The sequence below is a fragment of the Limnohabitans sp. genome (assembly GCF_040401135.1).
GTDB lineage: Bacteria > Pseudomonadota > Gammaproteobacteria > Burkholderiales > Burkholderiaceae_C > Limnohabitans.
The window spans coordinates 15,345-18,884 of record NZ_JBBAOV010000042.1 but is presented as its reverse complement, the minus strand read 5'-3'; the positions used below and the strand labels follow the sequence as shown (position 1 = coordinate 18,884).

Here is a 3,540-nt window from a genome sequence, read left to right as displayed (position 1 = left end):
CATGGGCGGCATGGGTGGTATGGGCGGCATGGGCATGTAATTGCCTCGCTGCTTTATTGCAGACTGACAAACCCAATAAAAAGCCCCGCACTGCGGGGCTTTTTTTCGTCCAGCCCATTCGCTCACGCGAACAGACTAAATAAAACTCAATGCATGAGCGCCTCAAGCTTCACCGCATCCACACAAAACGCGCGAATGCCCTCGGCTAACTTTTCCGTCGCCATCGCGTCTTCATTCATGGCATAGCGGAACGAGGCCTCGGTGTGATGCAACACTGGCAAGTCCAACTGCATCGCGGCTGATGCGCTCAGGGCTTGCGTCAATGCCTCGCTTGAGGCCTCCAACTGCGCCAGCAACTCAGGCGCGATGGTCAGCAAATCGCAACCCGCCAAGGCCGTGATTTGGCCCACGTTTCGAAAGCTCGCGCCCATCACCTCGGTTTGGATGCCGTGGCGTTTGTAGTAGTTGTAAATCGCGCGCACTGACTTCACCCCGGGGTCATTGGCGTTGGCGTTGTCGGCTTCTACCCAAGCCGCGCCTGCCGACTTCTTGTACCAGTCGTAAATACGGCCCACAAACGGGGAAATCAGCTGCACCTTGGCATCACCACAAGCCACAGCTTGGGCGAACGAGAACAGCAAGGTCAGGTTGGTGCGAATGCCTTCGCGCTCTAGCTCGGCGGCAGCTTGAATGCCTTCCCATGTGGAAGCAATTTTGATGAGCACACGTTCACGCTTGACGCCCTGCGCTTCGTACAAGGCCATGATGCGCTTGGCACGCGCCACGGTGGCGGGTGTGTCAAAGCTCAAACGGGCATCCACTTCGGTGGACACACGGCCAGGGATGGTGGCCAAAATCTCGCACCCAAAGCGCACCAGCAGGCGGTCAATCTGCGCGTCTATCGGTTCATTGCCGTGGGCGGCTACGGTGGCTTTGAGCAAGGGCAAATATTCTGGCTTTTGCACCGCCTTCAAAATCAGCGACGGGTTGGTGGTGGCGTCTTGCGGCTTAAAAGCGCTGAGCTGCTTAAAGTCGCCCGTGTCGGCCACGACGGTGGTGAATTGCTTGAGGGCATCGAGTTGGTTCATGGCGCAATTATCCTGTGTCACAACAGTCTAGCGGCTTGGCGCTACAGTGTGATTTATGCAATCTTTCACACCTCAAAAAATTCTGGTTCTGGGTGGCTCTGGCTTTGTGGGCAGCCATGTGTGCTCGCGTCTCAGCCTGCAACATCACCAAGTGACTGTGCCAACACGACGCCTGCCCGCGCGTCACATCCAAATGATGCCGGGCGTGACCGTGGTTCAAGCCGATGTGCACGACGCCAAACAACTGCAAGCCTTGGTGCACGGCCACGATGTAGTGATCAACCTCATTGCTATCTTGCACGGCACGGAAGAAGAATTCACCCACGCCCACGTTACGCTGCCCACCAACTTGGCGCGTGCGTGCCATGCTGAAAACGTTGCGCGTCTGATTCACATCAGCGCACTCGGTGCTGATGTGCACGGCCCCTCCATGTACCAACGTAGCAAAGCGCGAGGTGAATTGGCTTTGCTTTCTGCCGCACAAAAAGCCCCATTGGGTTTGACCCTGCTGCGCCCCAGCGTGATCTTTGGTAAAGACGACCAGTTCATCAACCTGTTTGCCAAACTGCAAAAAGTTTTTCCCTTCATGCCGCTGGCCGGTGCGCACACGCGCTTTCAGCCTGTGTGGGTGCACGACGTGGCGCAGGCCATCGTGCATTGCGTGAACACCTCCAGCACCGAAGGCCAAGTGTTTGAGCTGTGCGGCCCCGACATCCTCTCGCTGTCCGAACTGGTCCAGCTTGCGGGTCGCTGGGTGGGTAAAGAACGCCACGTCATCTCGCTGCCCTACGCCATCGGTTGGCTGCAAGCGCTGTTGATGGAGTTTGCACCCGGCCCCACGTTGATGAGCCGCGATAACTTGGACTCGATGAAGGTCAACAACATTGCCAGCGGACATGAACAAGGGCTGCACGCACTGGGCATTTCTGAGCCCAAATCTATCAAGCGATTGTTCGTGCCGGGACATTGATGAAAACCTACCTTGTTGGCGGTGCAGTGCGCGATGCCCTGATGGGCAAGGTAGGCTCTGACCGCGACTGGGTGGTGGTGGGCGGCACGCCCGAGGCTTTGGTGGCGCAAGGCTACCAAACTGTGGGCCGCGACTTTCCGGTGTTCTTGCACCCCGACACCCACGAGGAATACGCACTAGCCCGCACCGAGCGCAAAACCGCGCGTGGCTATCACGGCTTTGCAGTGCACGCCGCGCCGGATGTGACGCTCGAGGAAGACCTGGCCCGACGCGACCTGACCATCAACGCCATCGCGCAAGACGAACACGGCCTCCGCACCGACCCTTTTGGTGGAGGGCGCGACATTGCCGCCAAAGTTCTACGCCACGTAACCGAAGCCTTCCGCGAAGACCCCGTGCGCATCCTGCGCTTGGCCCGATTTGCCGCACGCTTTCCCGACTTCACGGTTGCCCCTGACACGATGACGCTCATGCGCGAGATGGTGACCGAGGGCGAGGTAGACGCCTTGGTGAGCGAACGCGTGTGGCAAGAGTTGTCACGCGGCTTGATGGGTAGCAAACCCTCGCGCATGCTGCAAGTGCTGCGCGAATGCGGCGCTTTGCAGCGCCTGCTGCCCGAAGTCGACAAACTGTACGGCGTGCCGCAACGCGCCGAATACCACCCCGAAATTGACACCGGCATTCATCTAGAAATGGTGCTCGATGCATCAGCGCGAATGAATGCCCCACTCGAAGTGCGCTTTGCTTGCCTGTGCCACGACCTAGGCAAAGGCACCACGCCCGCCGACGTGTTGCCCCGTCACATTGGCCACGAGCAGCGCAGCGAAAAACTCACCCGCGCTTTGTGTACGCGATGGCGTGTGCCAGTGGAATGCAAAGAACTGGCCGAGTTGGTGGCGCGTGAACACGGCAACATTCATCAGAGCTTGGGCTTTGGTGCTGATGCCGTGTTGCGCTTGCTGGTGCGATGCGATGCGCTGCGTCGTCCTGAACGGTTTTTGCTTGCTTTGCAAGCGTGCGAGTGCGATGCGATTGGACGTTTGGGCAAAGAGGATGAGGCATATGCGCAGGGGCCTCGGTTGGCTTTGCTGTTGAAGGCGGCGCAGTCGGTGGACAGTGCGGCTGTGAGTGCGCAGGCGTTGGAAGAAGGCCTGAATGGTCCGGCTGTTGGTGCGCGTATGGATGCGGCACGGTTAGCGGCTATTGCTGCTGCTCTTTCTTCTCTTTAAGTTGTGCGCTACGAAGCGGCAAGGGCGGTACCCGCTCTGCTCCGCCGTCGCTTCGCGCCTAATGTCGCTGCCGCGGTCACCGCCCTTACCGCTTCGCTGCTTTGGGCTCGCGTTGCATTGCATTGCATCTCACTCAGAACATTTCGCTACGGATGCTGAAATAACTCACGCGCACGACTAGCAATAAACCAATCTCTAGCGCGTCAAGCGGTGTGGGGTGTGCCTGCGGCAGCGACATTAGGCGCGAAGCGAC

At 58.8% G+C, this 3,540-nt stretch carries 3 protein-coding genes; 2 read left to right on the top strand and 1 reads right to left on the bottom strand.

The window, feature by feature from the left end; all coding sequences use genetic code 11:
* Positions 1-146: 146 nt before the first annotated feature.
* Positions 147-1,088, bottom strand: a complete 942-nt coding sequence (gene tal / locus ABWP81_RS10500) for a transaldolase (RefSeq protein WP_353141622.1) — start codon at positions 1,086-1,088, stop codon at positions 147-149.
* A gap of 55 nt (positions 1,089-1,143) precedes the next feature.
* Here tal and ABWP81_RS10495 point away from each other — a divergent pair, with 55 nt between their 5' ends.
* Positions 1,144-2,058, top strand: a complete 915-nt coding sequence (locus tag ABWP81_RS10495; RefSeq protein WP_353141620.1) for a complex I NDUFA9 subunit family protein — start codon at positions 1,144-1,146, stop codon at positions 2,056-2,058.
* Positions 2,058-3,287, top strand: coding sequence for a multifunctional CCA addition/repair protein (locus ABWP81_RS10490; RefSeq protein ID WP_353141618.1), 1,230 nt, complete (start codon positions 2,058-2,060; stop codon positions 3,285-3,287). Before ABWP81_RS10495 ends, ABWP81_RS10490 begins: the two co-directional genes overlap by 1 nt.
* Positions 3,288-3,540 lie beyond the last annotated feature (253 nt).